This window comes from Erwinia sp. ErVv1 (assembly GCF_900068895.1).
Lineage (GTDB): Bacteria > Pseudomonadota > Gammaproteobacteria > Enterobacterales > Enterobacteriaceae > Erwinia.
Map to the genome: position 1 here is coordinate 181,834 of NZ_CDPK01000003.1, position 23,210 is coordinate 205,043.

19 protein-coding genes are annotated in these 23,210 nt (G+C 54.8%); 10 read left to right on the plus strand and 9 right to left on the minus strand.

The features are described 5' to 3' along the window. Positions 1–1,147: 1,147 nt before the first annotated feature. The 3 genes from A1830_RS05065 to moeA form a co-directional block, all read right to left on the minus strand. Complete coding sequence (locus A1830_RS05065; protein WP_067702681.1) at positions 1,148–2,692, minus strand: sensor domain-containing diguanylate cyclase; 1,545 nt, start codon at positions 2,690–2,692, stop codon at positions 1,148–1,150. Positions 2,693–2,831: 139 nt separating this feature from the next. Beyond that, positions 2,832–3,590 (minus strand): molybdopterin-synthase adenylyltransferase MoeB, encoded by a 759-nt coding sequence (moeB, locus tag A1830_RS05070; protein ID WP_067702684.1) that lies wholly within the window; start codon positions 3,588–3,590, stop codon positions 2,832–2,834. A 1-nt stretch (position 3,591) separates the two neighbouring features. Next, positions 3,592–4,824, minus strand: a complete 1,233-nt coding sequence (moeA, locus tag A1830_RS05075; RefSeq protein WP_067702686.1) for a molybdopterin molybdotransferase MoeA — start codon at positions 4,822–4,824, stop codon at positions 3,592–3,594. A gap of 285 nt (positions 4,825–5,109) precedes the next feature. On the opposite strand from moeA, the gene A1830_RS05080 reads away from it, so the two are divergent. The 6 genes from A1830_RS05080 (at position 5,110) to A1830_RS05105 (ending at position 11,992) form a co-directional block, all read left to right on the plus strand. Beyond that, a complete protein-coding gene (locus A1830_RS05080; protein WP_067702689.1) occupies positions 5,110–6,210 on the plus strand; it encodes an isoaspartyl peptidase/L-asparaginase in 1,101 nt (366 codons plus the stop codon). Beyond that, a complete protein-coding gene (gene gsiA / locus A1830_RS05085) occupies positions 6,200–8,056 on the plus strand; it encodes a glutathione ABC transporter ATP-binding protein GsiA (RefSeq protein ID WP_067702692.1) in 1,857 nt (618 codons plus the stop codon). Before A1830_RS05080 ends, gsiA begins: the two co-directional genes overlap by 11 nt. Before the next feature lie 42 nt (positions 8,057–8,098). After that, on the plus strand, positions 8,099–9,637 hold the full coding sequence (gsiB, locus tag A1830_RS05090; RefSeq protein ID WP_156484943.1) for a glutathione ABC transporter substrate-binding protein GsiB: 1,539 nt from the start codon (positions 8,099–8,101) through the stop codon (positions 9,635–9,637). Positions 9,638–9,702: 65 nt separating this feature from the next. Then, on the plus strand, positions 9,703–10,623 hold the full coding sequence (gene gsiC, locus A1830_RS05095; RefSeq protein ID WP_067702695.1) for a glutathione ABC transporter permease GsiC: 921 nt from the start codon (positions 9,703–9,705) through the stop codon (positions 10,621–10,623). 9 nt (positions 10,624–10,632) lie between these two features. After that, positions 10,633–11,538 carry a glutathione ABC transporter permease GsiD gene (gsiD, locus tag A1830_RS05100; RefSeq protein WP_067702698.1) on the plus strand — a complete coding sequence of 302 codons (906 nt, stop codon included), beginning with the start codon at positions 10,633–10,635 and terminating at the stop codon, positions 11,536–11,538. A 4-nt stretch (positions 11,539–11,542) separates the two neighbouring features. Further along, complete coding sequence (locus tag A1830_RS05105) at positions 11,543–11,992, plus strand: DUF4385 domain-containing protein (protein ID WP_067702701.1); 450 nt, start codon at positions 11,543–11,545, stop codon at positions 11,990–11,992. 132 nt (positions 11,993–12,124) lie between these two features. Here the strand turns inward: A1830_RS05105 and rimO are convergent, their stop codons facing one another. Continuing rightward, entirely contained in the window at positions 12,125–13,453 is a 1,329-nt protein-coding gene (rimO, locus tag A1830_RS05110; protein ID WP_067702704.1) for a 30S ribosomal protein S12 methylthiotransferase RimO, read from the minus strand. 457 nt (positions 13,454–13,910) lie between these two features. Between rimO and A1830_RS05120 the strand changes: the two genes are divergently transcribed. Beyond that, complete coding sequence (locus A1830_RS05120) at positions 13,911–14,441, plus strand: DUF2778 domain-containing protein (protein WP_067702710.1); 531 nt, start codon at positions 13,911–13,913, stop codon at positions 14,439–14,441. Positions 14,442–15,043: 602 nt separating this feature from the next. Here the strand turns inward: A1830_RS05120 and A1830_RS05130 are convergent. Beyond that, positions 15,044–15,523, minus strand: a complete 480-nt coding sequence (locus A1830_RS05130) for an Hcp family type VI secretion system effector (protein WP_067702715.1) — start codon at positions 15,521–15,523, stop codon at positions 15,044–15,046. Between the two features lie 78 nt (positions 15,524–15,601). On the opposite strand from A1830_RS05130, the gene A1830_RS05135 reads away from it, so the two are divergent. Further along, positions 15,602–16,414, plus strand: a complete 813-nt coding sequence (locus tag A1830_RS05135; RefSeq protein ID WP_067702718.1) for a DUF4225 domain-containing protein — start codon at positions 15,602–15,604, stop codon at positions 16,412–16,414. 3 nt (positions 16,415–16,417) lie between these two features. On the opposite strand, the gene A1830_RS05140 is transcribed toward A1830_RS05135, so the two are convergent. Beyond that, positions 16,418–16,744, minus strand: a complete 327-nt coding sequence (locus A1830_RS05140) for a hypothetical protein (protein ID WP_067702721.1) — start codon at positions 16,742–16,744, stop codon at positions 16,418–16,420. Positions 16,745–17,448: 704 nt separating this feature from the next. On the opposite strand from A1830_RS05140, the gene A1830_RS05145 reads away from it, so the two are divergent. Continuing rightward, positions 17,449–18,576, plus strand: coding sequence for a PQQ-dependent sugar dehydrogenase (locus tag A1830_RS05145; RefSeq protein ID WP_067702723.1), 1,128 nt, complete (start codon positions 17,449–17,451; stop codon positions 18,574–18,576). Positions 18,577–18,732: 156 nt separating this feature from the next. On the opposite strand, the gene A1830_RS05150 is transcribed toward A1830_RS05145, so the two are convergent. Then, positions 18,733–19,389 (minus strand): HAD family hydrolase, encoded by a 657-nt coding sequence (locus A1830_RS05150; RefSeq protein WP_067702726.1) that lies wholly within the window; start codon positions 19,387–19,389, stop codon positions 18,733–18,735. Positions 19,390–19,663: 274 nt separating this feature from the next. On the opposite strand from A1830_RS05150, the gene A1830_RS05155 reads away from it, so the two are divergent. Continuing rightward, a complete protein-coding gene (locus tag A1830_RS05155) occupies positions 19,664–20,866 on the plus strand; it encodes a serine hydrolase (RefSeq protein WP_067702729.1) in 1,203 nt (400 codons plus the stop codon). A gap of 59 nt (positions 20,867–20,925) precedes the next feature. Here the strand turns inward: A1830_RS05155 and A1830_RS05160 are convergent, their stop codons facing one another. Continuing rightward, entirely contained in the window at positions 20,926–22,209 is a 1,284-nt protein-coding gene (locus tag A1830_RS05160; protein WP_067703677.1) for an HAAAP family serine/threonine permease, read from the minus strand. A 392-nt stretch (positions 22,210–22,601) separates the two neighbouring features. Further along, complete coding sequence (gene ybjG, locus A1830_RS05170) at positions 22,602–23,207, minus strand: undecaprenyl-diphosphate phosphatase (protein ID WP_067703680.1); 606 nt, start codon at positions 23,205–23,207, stop codon at positions 22,602–22,604. Positions 23,208–23,210 lie beyond the last annotated feature (3 nt).

Below are 23,210 nucleotides of genomic sequence, written 5' to 3' on the forward strand. Positions count from 1 at the left end.
GCAGGATTCGGCTCACTTTTCGATTTAGTTTTTGGTGCCGCTATTTAGGTCATTTATCTGCACCACAAAAAAACCCGTCACAATAAACTGTGCACTCTCAGTCTTCTAATTTTCTTCAAATCCCAACTATTTTGGTCATTGCATATTTCCTGTACGCATTCATATCTGGCGAAGAGTTTCCGGGAATCTCCGACACCGCCCTTAACCGCAGCCAGCACNCAGGGATGTGCCGTCATGCCCGCTCCGAAAGGTCGACGAGCGGAGCGAAGGCACCGCGCAACGCGCGGCGCGAGGACCGCCTGGCACCGGGCACCACCCGTTGGCGACACCCCAGGCCTGTGCAGCACCCGTAGGCGAATGCAACAGGCCTTTAGCTAACCAGGCCCCCATTGGCGATGGCACTGAGCCTTTACCTGGCAAGGCACAACCCGCAGGCGACAGCACTGAGCCTTTAGCGCATCGTGCGCAACCCCCAGGCTACGGCCCTGAAGCTTTGGCACGGAGGTTGTCTTATTTGCAGAGTTCTCTTTGCTTTAAACCTGCCCAAGAATCGCCTGTGACTCACGACACCGCCCGTAACCGCAGCCAGCAAAATGCAAAGGAGCAGACGGGTGGGGCCCGGTGACAGGCATTCCGCAGCGCTGAGTGCAGAGAGGAAGACCCGGATGGGCCAGCAGGGATGCTGGCACAAGGGCATGCCGGGACAGGGATGTCCCGTCACTGCCCGCTCCGAAAGGTCGACGAGCGGAGCGAAGGCACCGCGCCACGCGCGGCGCGAGGACCGCCAGGCCCCGGGCCCCACCCGTTGGCGACACCCCAGGCCTGTGCAGCACCGGGCTCCACCCGTTGGCGACACCCCAGGCCTGTGCAGCACCGGGCCCCACCCGTTGGCGACACCCCAGGCCTGTGCAGCACCGGGCTCCACCCGTTGGCGACACCCCAGGTCTGTGCAGCACCGGGCTCCACCCGTTGGCGACACCCCAGGCCTGTGCAGCACCGGGCACCACCCGCAGGCGACACCCCAGGCCTGTGCAACACCGGGCACAACCCGCTGGCGACACCCCAGGCCTGTGCAGCATCAGGCACAACCCGCAGGCGACGGCACTGAGTCAATGCCGCATCGGCACTGTCGCTACATAATTTACGACTACGCCTCACCGACCCGGTTTTTTCCCGACGCCTTCGCCCTGTAAAGTGCTTTATCCGCCAGACCGATCAGCGCCTGACGCGTGGCATCACCGCTGCCGCCCCCGATAACCTGCACCCCAACGCTCACGGTAACCAGCTTACTCTCTATATCGGTACTGGAATGCGGAATCGCCAGCGCTGCGATAGCGTCAACGGCATTATGGGCATAGCGCAGCGCTTCCTCGCGCTCGCTACCGGGCAGAATGACCGCAAACTCCTCACCCCCGTAGCGCGTAACGAGATCTTCAGGACCGCGCACCAGCTGCAACAGGGCGCTGCCGACCTGCTTCAGACACTCGTCTCCGGCCAGGTGTCCGTAGGTATCATTGAAACGCTTGAAAAAATCGACGTCGATCATCAGCAGCGCAATCGGCGTTTTCAGCTTGTTAGCCCGCAACAGAGCACGATCCAGCCACAGATCGAACCGGCGTCGGTTGGCAAGCCCGGTCAGGCTATCGACCAGCGCCAGCGTTTGCAGCGTATGATTCATTGCGGTGAGCTGATCGCGAACCTGCGCCAGCTCCATTTGATCCTGAATATGCTTGCTAAGATTGCGCAGCAGAAGGTAGCCCATCGCAACAATCACCAACAGCAGCATCACGCAGAGCACAAGATACATCACCAGATTGGCCATCAGGGCCTGCCGCAGCTGTGCACTGCCGTAGGCGACGGTCACAACCAATGGGTATCGCTTCAGCGTGGCATAGCCAAATATTCGCTCTACGCCGTCCAGAGTGGCCTTATAGGTGGCCGTACCGCTGGAGGCGCTTTTCAGCAGTCGATTAAACAGCGGACTATTGGAAATATTGAGGTTGATGGTATTGTCCGGGAAAGGACGCGCATATAGCACGGTGCCGTTGTTAAGCATCAGCGCCATCAGCCCCTGGTCGCCTATATTGTAATAGCTAAATATCTGCCGAAAATAATCAATACGCAGCGTGGCCAGCAGCACGCCGCGAAAGGAACCGTCCAGATTACTTAAGCGCATGGAGAGGGGGATAACCAGGTCGCCCGTCGAGCGGCTGCGAATAACCTTACCAATATGCATTCCGGGATCGGTACTGCGTCGGTGGAAGCGAAAGTATTCGCGATCGCTGTTGTTACTGTGCTGCTGTAAAACCCCCTCGGAGGTCACCAGCCAGGTGCCTGTTGTATCGTAAATAAACAGGCCATGCAGCTGAGGCAGTGAATCTTTACGCTCACGAAGCAGGTTGGCAATATTTCTTTGCCGCTCGGTATCCAGCCCCATCAGATTAATGCGATCGCGGAGATCCTCGAGCGTCAGTTCCACCTGCAAAATGGAGTCTTCCGACTGTTTTGAAACTGACTGGGAAAGATTGCGTGCGTCATTTTCGGTCTCCCGTACCCCGCGCTGCCAGGTATCCATTATCATCCAGCCGTTCACCAGGATAACGGCCAGGCTGACGATAAACAGAAAGGCGATCATTAATGTTCGCAGGCTGTTCATATTAACGTCAGGTGGCGATCGGGGTGGCGAAAACATTATTGAAACGCTCCAATTCCTCAGGGTATTACCGCTTAAATATAGTGCCAGTGAGAGGAAATGTTCTGTTTACGCCTGAATTAGCTGAGAAATGCAGCAGTGATAACAAAACAGCCCCAGATCAGGACCACAAACTTATTTATGTGTGACCAGCACAGACTTCGCAGGCCGGGTCTTTTGCCACTTTCATGCTGCGGAACTGGAGCGTCATCGCGTCATACATCAGCAGCTTAGCCGCCGGACGCGCACCATAATCGGCCATAATGCGAATGGCCTCCATCGCCTGCAAGGATCCAATAACGCCAACCAGCGGTGCCATAACGCCAGCCTCCACGCAGCTCAGGGTTTCCGCTCCGAACAGCCTGCTGATACAGCGGTAGCAGGGCTCGCTCTCCTGCCAGCTGAAAACGCTGAGCTGCCCCTCCATCCTGATTGCCGCTCCGGATACCAGAGGGACTTTGCTGGCATAGCACAGCCGGTTGAGCTGTTCGCGCGTCTCTACGTTGTCGGTGCAGTCGACCACCACCTGATGCTCTGCAATCAGCGCGGCCATTTCTGCGTCATCTAAGCGGGCATGAATGGCGCGCAGGCTGATATGAGGATTCAGGGCGCTAAGACGCTGGCGGGCAGAGTCAACCTTCGGCTGACCGATATCCGCATCGGTATGCAGCGTCTGTCGCTGCAAATTGGAAACGGAGACGGTATCAAAGTCCAGCAGGGTCAGATGCCCGGTTCCGGCGGAGGCCAGATAGGGGCTGGCCGCGCAGCCCAGGCCGCCCAGGCCGACTACCAGCGCTTTTGCGGCCTTCAGACGCTCCTGCCCGTCGAAGTCAAATCCGCGCAGCACAATCTGGCGGTTATAACGCAGGATCTCATCGTCGTGCAGTTCGGGCAGCATCCTATCCCTCCAGCAGCGCGTTAAAGGGTTCAACCTCAACCCATTCGCCATCCTCTACGCTGCCGCGCTCGCGCTCCAGCACGATAAAGCAGTTGGCCATACTGAATGAGCTAAACACATGCGAACCCTGGGGACCAGTGCTACGCACTTCAGGCTCGCCGCGATCGTTGCGGCTAAGGATCCCGCGCTGGAAATCCAGCCTGCCCGGCGTTTTTTTCAGCCTACCGGCCAGCTTCACCCGCTGGCGCGGCGGCAGGGCAGCGGTCTGCTGGCCGCTTAGCTTCGCCAGCAGCGGCTGGACCAACTGATAAAAGGTCAGCACGGCGGATACCGGATTGCCCGGGAGTCCGCAGAACCAGCTGTTTTTGAGTCGTCCAAATGCGAAGGGCTTGCCAGGCTTGATCGCCAGCTTCCAGAAGGTGACTTCGCCGAGTGTTTCCAGCATACGTTTAGTGTAATCGGCCTCGCCAACGGACACGCCACCGCTGCTCAGGGTGACGTCGGCACGGCTGTCTGCCTGGTCAAAGGCCGCACAAAGCGCATCCGGGTCATCGCGGATAATGCCCAGATCGATAACCTCGCAGCCCAGCTTAGCGAGCATCAGCTTTACCGCCAGGCGGTTGGTGTCGTAGATTTGGCCCGGTGCCAGCGGCTGGCCCGGGGTTTGCAGCTCGTCACCCGTGGAGAAAACGGCGACGCGAAGCCTGCGCAGCACCTTAACCTCCGGTACGCCCAGCGAGGCCAGCAGCGGCAGCTCCGCCGCGCCCAGGCGCGTACCCGCACGCAGCACACTGTCACCTTCGCGGATATCTTCCCCCGGCAGGCGGATATTTTGCCCGGCGGTAACGGTGGCCGTCAGACGGATCGCTTCGCCCTGCCGTTCGGTCTCCTCCTGCATGACTACCGCATCCGCACCCTCAGGAACGGGAGCGCCGGTCATAATGCGTATGCAGCTACCTGCTGGCCAGCTGCCGCTAAACGGCACCCCGGCGAAGGCCTTTCCGGCGACAGTCAGCGTGTCGGCCTGCGCATCGGCCAGGCGAAGGGCATAGCCGTCCATCGCCGAGTTGGCGAAGGGGGGAACGTTTACCGGTGAGACCACGTCGGCGGCGGTAATGCGGCCAGCGGCCTCAATCAGAGGCAGCGTTTCACTTTCGCTGACCGGGGTAATTTGTGCCAGCATGGTCGCCAGCGCATCGTCCAGGGAGATCAGTCCCGCAGTAAAGGATTCCATAGTGTCTCCGGCACACCCCATCGGGGGCGGCAGTAAAAGCAGAAGGCAATATTATGGCGCGAATCCATGCCAGGGTCACGTAAACGGCGGAAAGGATATGCATCGTCCGGCAGCAGTAAGCGCACCGGCAGTTATGAGATAGAACTTTTCGTTATTATCAGCCAGCGAACATTCCGCTTTACATCACTTTATTGCCTGCCTATAGTCAAAAACGTCCTAATATTAAATAAAATCATCCTAACTCAGTGTTTTCCATGCTGATTTGGCACTCAGGGTAAACCGGCTATGGTCAGAGCAGTTATCGCCATCCACGGCGGAGCAGGAGCGATTGCCCGCGCCAGTATGCGCGCAGAGCAGGAACGTCACTACACTCAGGCGCTGGCAGATATCGTTGCCCGTGGTCAGGCGGTGCTGGCCGCAGGAGGAAGCGCACTGGATGCGGTGACCGAAGCGGTACGCCTGCTGGAGGAGTGCCCACTCTTCAACGCGGGCAAAGGGGCGGTCTTCACCCACGAGGGAACGCACGAGCTGGACGCCTCTATTATGGATGGCCGCTCGCTTGAGGCTGGCGCCGTTGCCGGCGTTCGCCATATTCGTAATCCGATCCTCGCCGCGCGGGCGGTGCTGGATAACAGCCCGCACGTTCTGCTCATTGGAGACGGGGCGGAGACGTTTGCCGCCGGGCAGGGGCTGGAGCAGGTTGCGCCTGACTTCTTTTCCACCGCCGCACGCTGGGAACAGCTTGAGCGTGCGCGCAACACCCATCAGGTGCTACTCGATCATGGCGGTGCCGCAGCGGGATATCGCGAGTCTGACGAGGGCGAAAAAGCCGGCTGGCCGCGCGACAACGCAGGCGTGGCCGGAGACGTGGCGCGAGAAGCGGGCGCCATGGCCGGAAGCGCGGGCGAGCCGCTCGACGCGGATCGCAAATTAGGTACCGTGGGGGCGGTTGCGCTCGACCTGGAAGGGAATCTGGCCGCCGCCACCTCAACCGGGGGGATGACCAATAAACAGGCGGGCCGCGTAGGTGACTCGCCGATTGTCGGGGCGGGCTGTTATGCCAACAACGCCACCGTTGCCGTCTCCTGCACCGGCACCGGTGAGGTCTATATGCGGCTGCTGGCTGCCTATGACATTGCCGCGCAGATGGAATATGGCGGGCTGACGCTGGCGCAGGCCAGCGATCGCGTTATTCTGCACAAGGTTCCCGAACTCGGCGGTAGCGGCGGCGCGATAGCCATTGACCGTACCGGTAACGTCGCGCTGCCGTTTAACTGCGAGGGAATGTATCGCGGTTACGGCTATGTCGGCGAGGCGCCTGTTACCAGCATCTATCGGGAAGAACCTGGCGCGGAGAACAATAAGGAGCAGGAGGATGACGAATAAAGCAGCCGTTGCCGCGAACCAGGTTCTGTCCGTGAGGGATCTGAGCGTCAGCTTCCGTCAGGAAGGAGACGTGACGCGGGCGGTCAAAAACCTTTCGCTGGACGTCCAGCGCGGTGAGACGCTGGCGATTGTCGGCGAGTCCGGCTCCGGGAAGTCCGTTACCTCGCTGGCGCTGATGCGGCTGATAGAGCAGGGTGGCGGCAGTATCGACAGCGGTGAAATATGGCTGCGCCGCCGCAATGACCAGCTGGTTGAACTGACGTCCGCGCCCCAGTCCCAGCTGCGGCGCATTCGCGGGGCAGACATGGCGATGATATTTCAGGAGCCGATAACCTCGCTGAACCCGGTGTTTCCCGTCGGTGAGCAGATTGCCGAATCCCTGCGCCTTCATCAGGGGAAAAGCCACCGCGAGGCGCTGAAAGAAGCGGAGCATATGCTCGATCTGGTGCGTATTCCCGACGCGAAAAACGTGCTCTCCCGCTTTCCCCACCAGCTGTCGGGCGGCATGCGCCAGCGCGTGATGATTGCGATGGCGCTCTCGTGCCGACCGGCGCTGCTGATTGCCGACGAGCCGACAACTGCGCTGGATGTCACCATCCAGGCGCAGATCCTCCAGCTGATCCGCGTACTGCAAAAAGAGATGCAGATGGGGGTGATTTTTATCACTCACGATATGGGCGTGGTGGCTGAAATGGCCGATCGCGTACAGGTGATGTACCGTGGCGACGTGGTGGAAACCGGCACGGTTGAGGATATTTTTCAGCGTCCTCAGCAGCCCTATACCCGCGCGCTGCTGGCCGCTGTCCCCAAACTGGGTGCCATGACTGGCACCCCTTTCCCACTCCATTTCCCGCTGGCGGGCAGCGAGGGAGAATCCGCCCCGGCCGTACCCCAGGACACCGTGGTAAATGAGGGGGAGCCGGTCCTGCAGGTCAGGGATCTGGTGACCCGTTTTGACATCCGCAGCGGCCTGTTTAACCGCGTGACGCGCCGGGTCCACGCCGTAGAAAAGGTCAGTTTTGATCTGCATGCGGGCGAGACGCTGGCGCTGGTGGGCGAATCGGGCTGCGGCAAATCCACCACCGGGCGGTCGCTGCTGCGGCTGGTGGAAAGCCAGGGCGGTTCTATCACCTTCAACGGCCAGCGGATTGACCAGCTGACCGGGTCGGCGCTTTCGCATCTGCGGCGCGACATCCAGTTTATTTTCCAGGACCCCTATGCCTCGCTCGATCCGCGGCTGACCGTCGGCTTTTCAATTATGGAGCCGCTGCTGGTTCACGGAATTGCTAAAGGCCAGGCGGCTGAAGATCGCGTGGCCTGGCTGCTGCAGCGCGTTGGGCTGCTCCCTGAACATGCGCGGCGCTATCCGCACGAGTTTTCAGGCGGCCAGCGTCAGCGTATCTGTATTGCCCGGGCGCTGGCGCTTAACCCGAAAGTAGTGATTGCCGACGAATCGGTTTCCGCGCTGGACGTCTCCATTCAGGCGCAGATCGTGAATCTGATGCTCGACCTGCAGCGGGAATTTGGCATTGCCTTCCTGTTTATTTCACACGATATGGCCATTGTTGAGCGCATTAGCCACCGCGTCGCGGTGATGTACCTTGGGCAGATTGTGGAGATCGGGCCGCGGCAGTCGGTGTTTGAAAATCCGCAGCACCCCTATACCCGCAAGCTGATGTCTGCCGTACCGGTGGCCGATCCCCGTCATCGTCGACGCGAAAGGCCGCTGCTGGTGGATGAAATTCCCAGTGCGGTTCGTGCACTGGGGGACGAGCCGGAGGTGGCTCAGCTGGTTGAAGTGAGCACCGGACACTATGTAGCCCGCCATGCTATCGGCGGTGCCTGAATTGCAGCACAACAATAAGAAGGGACAGGAGATGAATGCAAAATGATGATAACCCGCAAACGTAAAATACTGTTAACTGCCGGACTTCTGGGCAGCCTGGCGGCGCTACCGGCCTGGGCGGCAAAAGATGCGGTGATTGCCGTGGGATCGAACTTCACCACCCTCGACCCCTACGACGCCAACGATACGCTGTCCCAGTCGGTTGCCAAATCCTTCTATCAGGGCCTGTTTGGCTTTGATAAAGAGATGAAGCTGACTAACGTGCTGGCCGAGAGCTACCAGGCCAGTCCCGACGGCCTGACCTATACCATCAAACTGCGCCCGGGCATTAAATTCCAGGACGGCACCGACTTTAATGCTGAAGCGGTGAAGGTGAATCTTGACCGCGCCAGTAACCCGGATAACCATCTCAAGCGCTACAACCTGTTTAAGTCGGTTGGCACCACGGAAGTGGTCGATCCCACCACGGTTAAAATCACCTTAAAACAGCCGTTCTCCGCCTTTATCAATACGCTGGCCAGCCCGGCGGCAGCGATGATCTCGCCTACCGCGCTGAAGAAATACGGCAAGGATATCGGCTTCCATCCGGTGGGTACCGGGCCGTTCGAGCTGGAAACCTGGAATCAAACCGATTTTGTGAAGGTGAAGAAATTCGCGGGCTACTGGAAGTCGGGCTATCCGAAGCTGGACACCATCACCTGGCGTCCGGTAGTGGATAACAACACCCGCGCGGCGATGCTGCAAACCGGCGAAGCCAATTTTGCCTTCCCCATTCCCTATGAGCAGGCGAAGCTGCTGGAGAAAAATCCGAAGCTGGATCTGGTGACCTCACCGTCCATTATGCAGCGCTATATCAGCTTCAATGTTACCCAGAAGCCGTTTGATAATCCTAAAGTGCGCGAAGCCATTAACTACGCCATTAACCGTCAGGCGCTGGTGAAGGTAGCTTTCTCTGGCTACGCTACCCCGGCTACCGGCATTGTGCCGCCTGCCATTCAGTATTCCCACGCCTATCCGGCCCCTGAGTACAACCCGGCTAAGGCGCGCGAACTACTGAAGGAAGCGGGCTTCCCGAACGGGTTTACCACCACGCTCTGGTCTTCACATAACCACAGTACCGCGCAGAAGGTGTTGCAGTTTACCCAGCAGCAGCTGGCTCAGGTCGGTATCAAGGTTAATGTCGTGGCGATGGATGCCGGGCAGCGCGCGGCGGAAGTGGAGGATAAAGGTCAGAAAGAGAGCGGCGTACGCATGTTCTATACCGGCTGGTCTGCCTCTACCGGCGAAGCTAACTGGGCGCTGACGCCGCTGTTTGCCACCCAGTCCTGGCCGCCAACCATCTTTAATACCGCTTTTTACAGCAATCCGCAGGTGGATAAAGATCTGACCGATGCGCTGAATACCACCGACGGCGATAAAAAAGCGTCGCTGTATAAGGATGCGCAGGATCGTATCTGGAAGGATCAGCCCTGGGCCCCGCTGGTGGTAGAAAAGCTGGTTTCAGCCAATACTAAAAACCTGACGGGTTTCTACGTCATGCCTGACACCTCGTTCAGCTTTGACGACGCCTCTCTGAAGTAACCCGCCGATACACGCCCGCACCTTCCACACCGGAAGGTGCGGCTGTCTGAGGCGCAGGATAACGCATGCTCAATTATTTTATCAGACGTTTACTGGGACTGATCCCCACGCTGCTGATTGTGGCGGTTCTGGTGTTCCTGTTTGTTCATATGCTGCCGGGCGATCCGGCTCGCCTTGTGGCAGGGCCTGAGGCCGATGCGACGGTGGTAGCGCTGGTGCGCCAGCAGTTAGGGCTGGATCAGCCGATTACCCATCAGTTCTGGCACTTTATCACCCACGCGCTACAGGGCGATTTCGGGCAGTCGATGGTGACTAAGCGGCCGGTGTCCACCGAAATCGCGCAGCGCTTCTTCCCCACGCTCTGGCTGACGTTAAGCAGTATGGTCTGGTCGGTGATTATTGGTATGGCCATCGGTATTACGTCGGCAGTATGGCGCAATAAATGGCCGGATAAACTGGGCATGACGCTGGCCGTATCGGGCATCTCCTTTCCGGCTTTTGCCCTCGGCATGCTGCTAATGCAGGTATTTTCCGTTCAGCTGGGCTGGCTGCCAACGGTGGGTGCTGACGGCTGGCGGCACTATATTTTACCGTCGATAACCCTGGGTGCGGCGGTAGCGGCGGTCATGGCGCGTTTTACCCGCGCATCCTTTGTCGAGGTCATGCAGGAAGACTATATGCGTACCGCGCGGGCGAAAGGCGTGCGGGAGACGTGGGTGATTGTCAAGCACGGCCTGCGCAATGCGATGATCCCGGTGGTGACGATGATGGGTCTGCAGTTTGGTTTCCTGCTGGGGGGCTCGATCGTCGTCGAGGTAGTGTTTAACTGGCCGGGCCTGGGACGGCTGCTGGTGGATTCGGTTGAAATGCGCGACTACCCGGTGGTACAGGCCGAAGTGCTGCTGTTCTCGCTGGAATTTATTCTGATTAACCTGATTGTCGATATGCTCTATGCCGCAATCAACCCTGCGATTCGCTATAAATAAGGACCCGCGATGAAAAACTGGCGACGTAACGCGGCGCTGTCCGCGATGCCGACTATAACGCAGCATCGCGTGCGCACCCCCTGGCATGAGTTCTGGCGGCGCTTCCGCCGTCAGCCGGTGGCGATAGCGGCAGGTCTGTTTGTGCTGCTGCTGATTGTGGTGGCGGTGCTGGCTCCCTGGCTGGCCCCGTTTGATGCTGAAAACTATTTCGACTACGACAGGCTGACGGAAGGCCCGTCGCTGATGCACTGGTTCGGCGTGGACTCGCTTGGGCGAGATATTTTTAGCCGCGTGCTGCTGGGTACGCGGCTGTCGCTGATTTCCGGTTTCGTCTCGGTGGCGATAGGTGCTGCGATCGGCACGGCGCTGGGCCTGCTGGCGGGTTATTACGAAGGCTGGTGGGATCGCATTATCATGCGCATCAGCGATGTGCTGTTTGCCTTCCCCGGCATTCTGCTGGCGATTGCGGTGGTGGCGATCATGGGCACCGGCATGTCGAATGTGATTATTGCCGTCGCGATCTTCAGCATTCCGGCCTTTGCCCGCCTGGTGCGGGGCAATACCCTGGTGCTGAAGCATATGACCTATATTGAGTCGGCACGCAGCATCGGCGCATCGGATCTCACCATCCTGGTTCGCCATATTCTGCCCGGCACCCTCTCTTCGATTGTGGTCTATTTCACCATGCGAATCGGCACCTCGATCATTACGGCGGCCAGCCTGTCGTTTTTGGGGCTGGGCGCGCAGCCGCCAACGCCGGAGTGGGGGGCGATGCTTAATGAAGCCAGGGCAGATATGGTGATGGCGCCACACGTGGCGGTATTCCCCAGCCTGGCGATATTTCTCACCGTTCTGGCTTTTAATCTGCTGGGTGATGGCCTGCGTGATGCGCTGGATCCTAAGCTAAAGAGCTGATCTGATGAAAGAATTCGATTACGAACAGGACTTTAAGAGCATTGATTTCCGCCAGCATCCTGAGCTTTATCAGGTAGGACGCGGCGAGCAGGGTGTGTTGATGGTGGAGCCTTATAAGGGTGAGATCCTCCCCCACTGGCGCTTTCGCACGCCTGAAATCGCCCGCGCCTCGGCTGACGAAATTATGAAACTGTTTGAGGCTTACCGCGCCAGCGATGATTTTGTCGGCATGGATATGGCGCGTAAGTTTATTCAGATGGGGTATACCCGCGCCAGACGCTATGCCAATCACAAGGGCGGCCGCAAGTATGATAAGGATCGCCTGGTACTCCCGCGTGAGCTGAACGAAGAGAAGGCCGCGGCTGCTGCTATTTTTAAAGCGGAGTGGGACAAGCTGCGGGCCGATGCGGACTATCTGGCCCGGAAGAAAGCGCACCAGGCGAAATATGGCTGAGCCTGGCCGCGTCAGGTGTAATGGGCTAAACCCTGCCGCGTCATGTGTAGCTGGCTAAAGCCAGCCGCTTCACCTGAGGTTGTCGATACAAAAACCGCCGGTCGAAACCGGCGGTGAGCAGGAGAATAGAGGCTAGATTCTAGATGCCCACAGGTCGTATTCGTCGGCGTTATCCACCTTCACGCGGATAATGTCACCGGGCTTCACGCTAAACTCTCCGTTCAGATAGACCGCGCCGTCTATTTCAGGGGCGTCGGCCATGCTGCGGCCAATCGCGCCTTCCTCATCCACTTCGTCGATAATCACCAGAATCTCACGACCAATTTTCTCCTGCAGACGCTCAGCAGAAATAGCCTGCTGTAGCTGCATAAATCGATCGTAACGCTCCTCTTTTACCGACTCCGGCACCGGGTCCGGCAGCTGGTTGGCCGTTGCACCTTCGACCGGGCTGTATTTGAAGCAGCCAACGCGATCCAGCCGCGCTTCCTTAAGGAAATCCAACAGCATCTGGAACTCTTCTTCCGTTTCGCCGGGGAAGCCGACAATAAAGGTCGAGCGAAGCGTCAGTTCAGGGCAAATTTGACGCCAGCGCTTGATACGCTCCAGCGTACGCTCTACGGCACCGGGTCGCTTCATCAGCTTGAGAATGCGTGGGCTGGCATGCTGAAGCGGAATGTCGAGATAGGGTAGCAGCTTGCCCTCTGCCATCAGCGGGATCACATCGTCAACGTGCGGGTAAGGGTAGACGTAGTGCAGTCGCACCCATACGCCCAGCTTCGCCAGCTGTTCGCACAGGCTGACCATACTGGTTTTAACCGGCTGACCGTTCCAGAAGCCGGTACGGTGTTTAACGTCGACGCCATAGGCCGATGTATCCTGCGAGATCACCAGCAGCTCTTTGACCCCGGCTTCCGCCAGACGACGGGCCTCGTCGAGCACCGAGCCGATAGGGCGGCTGTCCAGATCGCCACGCATAGAGGGGATGATGCAGAAGGTGCAGCGATGGTTGCAGCCTTCGGAAATTTTCAGATAGGCATAGTGGCGCGGCGTCAGCTTCACGCCCTGTTCCGGCACCAGGCTGGTGAACGGATTATGCTGTGGCTTAGGCACGTAGCGATGCACGTGGGACAGCACCTGCTCATAGCTGTGAGGGCCGGTAATTTCCAGCACTTTCGGATGCACTTCCCGGATCTGGTTCTCCTTCGCGCCCAGGCAGCCGGTAACAATGACCTTACCGTTCTCATTCAGCGCTTCGCCAATCGCTTCCAGCGACTCCTGCACCGCGCTGTCGATAAAGCCGCAGGTGTTAACGATAACGATTTCCGCATCGTCATAGCGCGGCACAACTTCATATCCTTCCGTACGCAACTCGGTGAGGATCCGTTCAGAGTCGACCAGGTTTTTTGGGCAGCCCAGCGAGACGAAACCGACCCGTGGTGCCATTGTTGTAGTTTGCGACATAGCTCATTTCCAGTTCAGCACAGCAATTTGCGCGGGATTTTACCGGGGTCGAAGCAAAATTTATACAGCAATGTTAATAACAGAGGGGATAAAAGGGGCTAGAGTCCTTCAGGGAGGCTTGGAATTGCTATGGCCTTACCCGGCAATAGTGGATACGCCGCTAAGTGAGTAAACCCTCGATCAGACGTCGCTCATATGACAATGTCCGTATCAACTAACAGGAAGCCAGGTAAACAGCACAGGGCCCAGTTTCGTCAGGAGGTACTGAAGCTTGACAACAGCATTGGGCAGTTCAAAGAGTCTTATTACTGGCAAATAGTTACAGCTGCTTTTAAGCAAAGAGAAAGCTTTATTTGTGGCGCTATCTCGTTTTTCCATCCAGGCTAAATCCTTGATCGTAGTTAGAATGAGTGTGTATACTTCCTTAAGTATAGGGATTACAGGAAAGTAATACATAATGATTCAAATGAGTATGACCTATGATGATGATGCCAGACGTTCAGGCAAGGCAGTACTTACAGTGTATGGGATAGGTACATTCTCAGTACTTTCTGGACGTGAGAAATTCATCAATAACATTAATTGTTCCTATATCACTGATTACGGTTCGATCCCAGTTGGGGATTACTGGATAGTCAAAATGCCGTCCTCAGGTTTTGCCAACACAGTGCTACGCGAGTTAAAGGATCTTGTTAACCACACAAACCACGATGAATGGTTCGGCCTGTTTAGTGCTCAAACCATGTCAGATAGCGTTTTTGTAAATGGCGTAAAGCGTGGACAGTTCAGATTACATCCGTTAAGGCCAGATGGCTCAGGTGAATCATGGGGATGTATAACTTTCTTCAAGGTTAGTGATTTTCAACAAGTCAGAAGGGCATTACTTCGCACCCAGCAGTTTAAAGTACCGGGATCTCGTACTGGTCTGATGGCTTACGGAAAAGTATCTGTTAAAGGAGTGCCGGATTTTGCGAAGTGTAATGTTTAGAATAATTACCGCGATAGTATGTTTAATATTGGCATTCTGTGTTACCGCATGGATCAAACCAGTAAACCAACTTTATTTATGGTCTTCTTCAGAACTGTTTGATGTCTTGCGATCAAATAATATTATTACAAAGGACTATGAATGGGGTATGGACCCGGCAAGCAATATCATGCTGGTAATCTTCATTGTCGTTATAGCGATAGTACTTTCAGTCCTATTCGGATTTGTTCGAAAAAAAATATGAATGTTGTCTATTAATTTTAATTAGTTGATGTGATGATTTATTGAAAGAGCTATGTATACTGTTGTCGCCCTGTATGCGTCACGGGAATTGTTATGAGTCACCTCTGGTTGAGAGTTTACTCACTTAGTCGCGTGTCCACTATTGCTGGGTAAGATCAAAGTTCGGTGACCGCCTGAGCGATCACCTTTAATGCGGTGGCAATTTCACAGAATTATTTACAGGGTCTGGAAGTACTGACATAAATCATGGGTCGCGAGAACCAGGATAACGACCTTCAGTACTTACCAGACGCATTCTAACGGCCTGGAATGTCAGTACAACCGTTATTTTTAACCACATAGAATGCGTCTTATGCAGCTTATTCGCGGTTTTCTTTAATGTTCCAGCTTGATTGGGTTTCTGGTCCTTTACCGCCAGTAGTCGATTGTTCCCAGTACTGAGTTTTGACCTTCGCAGCCTGGAACTGGTAAGTCATGCCAACAAGATCACGCTGACTTGCACCATTGAACATTGCATCAACGATTAGCACATCCTCAAGAGTAATACGGCAGTACTCAATCTGAGTTCCTCCGGCCTTACAAATTGCCAGCTCAACCTTGCTGATGTGTTTACCGTTGGAGACATAACGCATAATTGCAGGGATAGCCTTGTCGATGCTGGCGTGTACTGTAAGATCACGGTACTGAACCTTTCCAGCTCCGCCACCACCGCCCACACTCATGTTTCCTGCCTGGCTTGCCCCCCAGGAGAAGGAGTCAATATTGATCCAGCCCTTATGGTTAGAATCCTGTGACTCGCCGTTGATGCTATCAATTCTCAGGTAAAGATCGGTACTCATATTCAAAACTCCCTTTGATTACTCAATACTATCTGTTTAAATAAAGTACTGATCATATGATGACACAAAGGCACGGTTATGGACAACTACGTGAATCCCAGAAGGTTTTCAGACTACTATCTGACAATGGCAAACCTTCAGGCAAATCAATTGTATAGCATTGCTAATACACTATCCTTGCTGCATATCCAGGACGCGCTGTTAAGGATAAATTTTAAAGATGAAATTCAATCATTTATCACTCTTCAGCTTGATGTTATTCGCTCTGCGAGTACCGATAATGAGTGCCAGGCTTGCATACAGAATCTCAAGCAAGAGCATGAATATTTGACCATACAAGACAGGATGCTACGTTCAGGTCATGCAGTAGTTTCTGCTTCTGTTCAGTTCTACCATGATCATGAAAAAATCATCGGTTATGTCATAGAGGGTATAGGTGTTGTACTGGGTGGGTTGCAGATGGTTGCAGGTGCGACTTTAATTGCAGGCTCTGTAGCGACTGGGAATGTAATCGGAGTTGTAGCTGGGGGTAGTCTGGTTCTGAATGGTGCTGGTTCAGCTATAGAAAGTACGGAAAAACTTCTTGGACGTGCTAATCCAACAAGCTTCATGCGAAATGCATATGAAGATGTGGCTGAATTTATGGGCTTTGACAAAAAATTGGGGTTTTTAGCTTATCAGGCTATTGATTTTACAACATCGTATTATGGGGTTTTGAAGTTAACTTTGAAACCTGAGTCCTGGAGACTATTCAACTATCTTCCTTCCGATTATTACAGGAAAGTTCAGGCAATGAGTAAACCAGCTCTCATACTCAAAGGAACTGGTGCAGCAAAGAAAGGTATAGATATTGGAAAAAATCTTAACGATATGAATACTGACCACAAGTAATTTTTACTTTTTCTTAGCTATATAGCGATGTGCTTTCCATGCCAATTTAATTGGGGTGACGATATAAATAACCGTCACTCCAAAACAAATAACTAACAGGTAGATGAAAAAGTTTTCCGCTGTGTCATATATTCTGCCAAACAAGGCAATAACTACCATTAGTAACATCCCAATGACACCACCCCAAAAACGCTTGCTTAGGTCAAGTACTATGGAAGCTAACGTCTGATCCTTCGTTGGAACATTCGCAACTATTGCTCTTAAGCGAGTTATATCTTTCTCAGTGAAGCCGTTCGCCTTAAGATCATTTACAAAATCCATATCGTTCAAAATTGACCCCACTTATAAAATTTAACCAATTAGTGTCATTCTAACATACATTTTTTAATGTAGAAACCTGAAATATATGATCAAGATGCGCATTATATGGCTAAGATTACGATTGGTATGGGTGGGAATATTAATCTTGAAGGCGTGAGTCTTAGATGATATATATCACATCGCCCTGCATGCTCTTCGGGAATGATTCTGCAAAAATTTTTGCATCAGGGTAACCTGATCTTACCCGCATAATGTGGACACAGCACTGTTTTACTTTTTGAGAACAAATCAGTTTATCATGAGGGATGACGAATGGCGTATGGAACCTGCAAGTAATATTACGTGAGTCATCTTCGTTGTGGTTATAGCGGCAGGAATTTCTTTACTTTTTGGTTCGTTAATAAAAAGATATGATTCCCATCTAATAAAATTGAAATAATGAGATGTAATGATTTGTATAAATAGCTGCGAAGAGTGGGGTAAAGTTTTTATAGCATGCCGATAAAGATTAATCCCAAACAATAATCCTCGCTGGGCTATAAAATGTGAGCTTATGGGGAATCGGGTGATATGGGCATCGGATAGTCAAAATACTTATCCGATCCCAAACAACCCCGACGGCCCCTGAACCCCCGATTAATGTTTTGTAAAACTTCCACGCGCTTTGACACCTTTTACTAGATTTATCTGATGCTTCCCATCAGGAGAAAGGTATGTCCCGATTCGTTAAAATGAGTTTGCTGGCCGTCGCGCTGACCCTGAGTCAGGGGGCAGCGGCGCAGAAAGTGACCGTAGAAGAGCTGCAGAAAGGATTGGATCACCCCTGGTCGCTGGCGTTTATGCCGGATGGCCAGAGTATGCTGATTACCGAACGTGCGGGACAGCTGCGCTTTTGGCAGCCCGGAAAGGGGTTGTCACAGCCGGTTAGCGGCGTGCCGAAGGTGTGGGCGCAGCGTCAGGGTGGCCTGCTTGACGTGGCGCTGGCGCCGGACTTTACGCAGAGTCGTCGCGTCTGGCTTACGTGGACCGAAGCGGACAGTCAGGGCAGGGCAGGTGCTGCGGTGGGCTACGGGTCGCTAAGCCAGGACAGCCGCCAGCTTACAGATTTTCGGGTGGTCCTTCGCCAGCAGCCGAGGCTCTCCAGCGGTGCTAATTTGGGATCCAGGCTGGCCTTTGATGATAAGGGATATCTCTATATTACCTTTGGCGATAATTTCCACGCTGAAACGGCTCAGGATCCCGCGTCACTGACCGGCAAAGTAATACGGCTGAATGCCGATGGCAGCGTGCCGAATGATAATCCTTTTGTCGGCAAAGCCGGGGCGCGGAGCGAAGTCTGGACCTGGGGGATGCGTAATCCTCAGGGGCTGGCGCTAAACCCCTGGACGCATGAGATGTGGGAAAGTGAGCACGGACCGCGCGGTGGAGACGAGGTTAATATCCTCAGCAAGGGCAAGAATTACGGCTGGCCGCTCGCCACCTGGGGCATTGACTACAGCGGGGAAAAAGTCCCGGGATCGAAAGGGGGCAGGGTGGCAGGCACCGAGCAGCCTGCGCTTTGGTGGAAGGTGTCACCCGCCATCAGCGGCATGGCGTTCTATAACAGCCCGCGCTTTCCGCAGTGGAAAAATGGCTTATTTATCGGCGCGCTTAAGCAGCAGAGCCTGATCCACCTGACGGTGGACGGCAAAAACATTGAGGAAAAAGAGCGCTTGCTGGCCGATCGTAAGGAGCGTATCCGTGACGTGAGAACGGGGCCGGATGGCTACCTGTATGTGCTGACGGATGAGAACGACGGCAAGCTGCTTAAAGTTGGTCTGGCGGAGTCATCCGGCCAGTAGCGCGCTGTGGAAGCCGCTCTCTGACCGGTGTCACATTTCTCCGCTATGGTCCTGAGAAGCAGTTCTCTGACCCAGCGTTACATTTCTCCGCCATGGTCCTGAGAAGCGGCTCTCTGACCCGGCGTAATATCTCACCGCCACGCCCGGCAGAAGGGGTTATCTGACCCAGTTGCACACTTCCCAGCCACGTTGCTGTGCCAGGGTGTGCAGGGGCTGGGCCGGGTTTATAACCCAGGCGTGATCGGCGTGTTCCAGCATCGCCAGGTCATTTAACGAGTCGCTGTAGGCCCAGGTGCGGTTAAATTTCCCTTTCTGCTGGTCGTTAAGCCACTCCTGCAGGCGAGTGACTTTGCCCTCTTTATAGGTCATTGTGCCGTAGGTTTTTCCGCTGTAGCGGTCATCCACAATCTCAACGCCAATGGCCAGTGCATCATGAGCGCCAAGCTGCTGCGCGATAGGCGTCACCAGATGTTCGCCGCTGGCTGAAATGACCAGAATGGTATCACCGCGCTGCTGATGCCAGCTCATGCGCTCGCGGGCAGCGGGGTAAACGCGGGGAAGGATATCGCGATGAACAAACCGACGAACCCAGCCGGAAACGGTTAACGTACCCATGCCGGCTAGCGGTGCCAGGATGGTCTGCATATAGGCTTCTATCGACAGCGAGCCCGCATAGTATTGTTCCATCAGTGCCTGCTCCTGCTCGATCAGCTCAGGTGGAGCAAACCCCTGGGAGACCAGCCAGCGTAGCCACAAACCGGTGCTGTCTTCACTAATAAGGGTTTCATCAAGGTCGAAAAGGGCTAAATCCATGGTGTTGCTCCTAAGCCAGATTGACCTCAGGGTAACGGAATTATGTGATGCACTTAACTGTTTTGGAAAAATTCGGAATTTAGCCTGGTTTCGCTGGCGGTGAAGGCGAAAAAACCGCCACTTCGATGTCATTGTCAGGTTATTATCTAATAAACTCTAAAAATCTTTACTCTACTGCTGTTCAAATTTGAGCATAGAAACGATAGCGTAGCAGGACATGTGCCCGTCATCGCTGTGAAAATTCTTACCTTTCAAATGGATATCTGGTCCCACCATGAAGAAATCGCTCATCTCCGTAAGCTACACGCTCTCCGCCTCCGCGTCATTAATGCTGCTAACCTTATCTTTTGCCCATGCAGAAGAGGCACCGGCTCCGCCCGAAATCAATGCGAAAGCCTGGATCCTGATGGATTACAACAGCGGCAAAGTGCTGACGGAATCTCATGCTGACGATCGTCTCGATCCCGCCAGTCTGACCAAAATGATGGCCAGCTATGTGGCCGGACAGGCGCTCAGGTCGGGAAAAATTACCAACGACGATATGGTCACCGTGGGCAAAGATGCCTGGGCAACGGGCAATCCTATCCTGCAGGGCTCGTCGCTGATGTTTCTGAAGCCTGGCGATCGCATTCCGGTCTCCGAGCTGAATAAGGGCATTATTATCCAGTCCGGCAACGATGCCAGCATTGCGCTGGCCGACTATGTGGCGGGTAGCCAGGATGCATTTGTCGGGCTGATGAACAATTACGTTAAGGCGCTGGGCCTGCAAAATACCCATTTCAAAACCGTGCATGGCCTGGATTCTGACGGGCAGTACAGTACCGCGCGCGATATGGCGCTGATTGGCCAGGCGCTAATTCGCGACGTCCCGGCAGAGTACGCCCTGCATAAAGAGAAAGAGTTCACCTTTAACCATATTCGTCAGTACAACCGCAATCGCCTGCTGTGGAGCACTAACCTTAAGGTAGACGGCATTAAAACTGGCCATACCAACGGCGCGGGAAATAATCTTGTCGCCTCGGCGACGGATGGCGATCAGCGACTGATATCCGTGGTGCTGGGCGCGGCGACCGACGGTATTCGCTTTCGTGAGAGTGAAAAGCTGCTGACCTGGGGCTTCCGTTTTTACGAAACCGTTACGCCGATCAAGGCCGACAAGCCTTTTTCCACCCAGCGGGTCTGGTTTGGCGATAAAAAAGAGGTCAATCTCGGCGTTGCGAAGGATGCAGCGATTACTCTGCCTAAGGGACAGATGAAAAATCTGAAGGCCAGCTTTACGCTCTCTCAGCCGCAGCTCACCGCGCCGCTTAAGAAAAATCAGCAGGTTGGCGTCATCGACTTCCAGCTCAACGGCAAGACGATTGAACAGCGGCCGCTGGTGGCGATGGAGGCAGTCGAAGAGGGGGGCTTCTTCAGTCGCGCCTGGGATTTCGTAATGATGAAACTGAGTAGCGCGTTTGGGAAGTGGTTTTCCTGACCGGCAGCAATAATGGTGAGTAAGAAAGAGCGGCCTGCGTGGCCGCTCTTTTGTTACAGCTAAAACAGGTCCCAGGCGATGGCAGAGATGGCAATCAGACCCACCAGCACCACAAACAGGTTGCTGATTTTACCGCTGTACTGGCGCATGGCCGGCACCTTATGGATGGCATACATCGGCATCAGAAACAGCAGAATCGCGATAATCGGGCCGCCCAGGGTTTCAATCATCCCCAGGATGCTCGGGTTTAGCGTTGCCACCAGCCAGGTGGTCAGCAGCATAAAGAGGGCGGTGATTCTGTTCAGCTTATGCTCGGAAAGATCCTTCCCTCGTTTGCCAAGCGATTTTACCATCAGGCCGTTAAAGCCTTCCCGCGCGCCAAGATAGTGCCCAAGAAAGGATTTAGTGATTGCCACCATCGCAATAACGGGCGCCAGCCAGGCCATCAGCGGGGTATCGAAATGGTTAGCCAGGTAGGAAAGAATCGAAATATTTTGTGCTTTCGCTTCGGCAAGGTTCGCTGGTGACAGGCTGAGTACGCAGCTGAAGACGAAAAACATCACCGTTAGCACCATCATCAGATGGCTGCGGGCAAGAATGCGCGAACACTTCTTCTCAGCGTAGTCGCCATACTCTTCACGTTTTGCAACGGCGAAGGCGGAGATAATCGGCGAGTGGTTAAAGGAAAAAACCATCCCCGGAATGGCCAGCCACAGCGTCATCCACAGCCCTTTACCGCTGCCCGCCATGCTGACATGCTGGAATATAGAGCTGTTCCAGTGCGGGATCAGACAGAGTGCCAGCGCCATCAGCACCAGCACAAAAGGATAGACCAGCACGCTCATGGTCTTCACGATCATCTCTTTACCAAAGCGCACGATGGTCATCAGCCCGACGATCAGGATCAGCGCCAGCAGCGCCCTCGGCGGAGCCGTTAGGTGTAGCTGGTGGGTGAGAAAGCTCTCCACGGTGTTGGTGATCGCCACGCTATAGACCAGCAGGATAGGGTAGATGGCAAAGAAATAGAGCAGGGTCAGCAGCTTCCCGGCACCGGCACCAAAATGCTCTTCCACCACCCCGGTGATGTCTTCGCCGCGGCTTTTACCGGAGAGAACAAAGCGACACAGGCCGCGGTGAGCAAAAAAGGTCATGGGAAATGCCAGCAGCGCCATGATGACCAGTGGGATAAGTCCGCCAATACCGGCGTTGATCGGTAGAAAAAGTACGCCTGCTCCTATTGCCGTCCCGTACAGGCCCAGCATCCACATCGTATCGCTTTTGCGCCAGGCCGCAGCCTCTTCTGCTACCGGCACATTAAGCGTGGCCGCCTTAGATGATTCCATAATGATCTCCATATTAAAAACAGTGAAGTAAACCGCTCCTGCCTGCGATATCACCTGATGCGGTCGCGCAATTTAGTTCACTCTTTTCCCGAGACGGCGACACTCTACCACCAGAATGAGAAGAAGGAAGAGGGCAGAAGGGAGTTTCTGGCGATCCTAATCACAGTTATGACAATGTTTCTGGGGTTATATACTGGTCGCGCGTTATTGATGGGGTTTAATCGCTGGCTGGACGGGGTTTTACTGGTATATAAAACTGAGTTATCGACGGGTTTGATTGATTAAATCGTGGGCTGTTTGCGGATTTTATCAGCGGGCTACATCGTAACCCGCTAATATCATGCGGAGAAGAAAGCTGAGGGTGAAAGCCTGTTCCACCCTTTTTTATCACGTTAGTCGCGCACCCAGCCTTTACGGATAGGGAACGCAAAGACTACGCGATAGAGCCAGGAGATATTTTCCAGCAGTCGTCTGCCGCAGAAATACCAGGCCACCTGAGCGAACAGGCAGGAGAGCATGCCAACCAGCAGGCCGCCGAGCATATCCATCGGCCAGTGTACGCCGAGATAAATTCGTGACCAGGCGATGGCCGCCCCGATCAACATCAGCATGATGCCGGACCAGACGCGATGCCAGCACATAAAGGCAATGGCAAAGGTAAAAATTGCCGTGCCGTGATCGCTTGGATAAGAGTCATCGGGCGCATGATGCAGAAACTGATAGCCCAGGCCGATCATAAAGGGACGCGGATGCGGGTACAGATTGCCAATACACCATGAGATAGTGAGCGCATAGCCCAGTGCAATACCGGTTTTCAACACCAGTTCGCGCTGAGAGTTCAGCTGGCCTTTGGGCCCCCAGAGCCACAGTGCAACGATAAGCACTGGCACGATTGCAATCAGATCGCGGGCAATAAGGGTTGCCAGGGTGATCAGCCATCCGGGCGACTCTGGTGTGGCGTTGATCCAGAGAAACAGCGTCCGGTTTAGCTCTTCCATCAT